Origin of the sequence: Streptomyces sp. NRRL WC-3618, from assembly GCF_001280005.1 — a bacterium.
Taxonomy (GTDB): Bacteria; Actinomycetota; Actinomycetes; order Streptomycetales; family Streptomycetaceae; genus Streptomyces.
On sequence record NZ_LGDW01000311.1, the window covers coordinates 1 to 385 of the forward strand.

Here is a 385-nt window from a genome sequence, read left to right on the forward strand (position 1 = left end):
ACCCGCACCAACGCCGCCTACGGCGACTGGGCCTTCGGCTCGGTGACCCTCGGCGACAAGGACGGGCACCGGGTCCGCAGCACCGTCGCCCTGCGCGCCGCGCAGTTGGCCGCGCCGGCCCTGGCCATCAGCGGGGACGCGACCGGTTCGCTCACCCTCGCCCCGAAGGCCGGCTGGACGGGCACCTTCACCACCACGGTGAACGGCCTCGACGCGGGCACCACCAGGACGGGCACCCTGACCGGCACAGACCCCGACTTCGGTCCCCCGCCGGCGACCCTCCCGGCCTCCGCGGCGAAGACGGAGCTCACCGTCCCCGAGGGCACCACCCTCGCCCGCGTCGCGATCCGCGCCGACGAGCACCTCGCGGGCAGCGACCTGGACC

At 76.1% G+C, this 385-nt stretch carries 1 pseudogene; it reads left to right on the forward strand.

The annotated features are described in order from the left end of the window. Positions 1–385 (forward strand): annotated as a pseudogene (locus tag ADL01_RS23950) (peptidase); the annotation flags it as partial.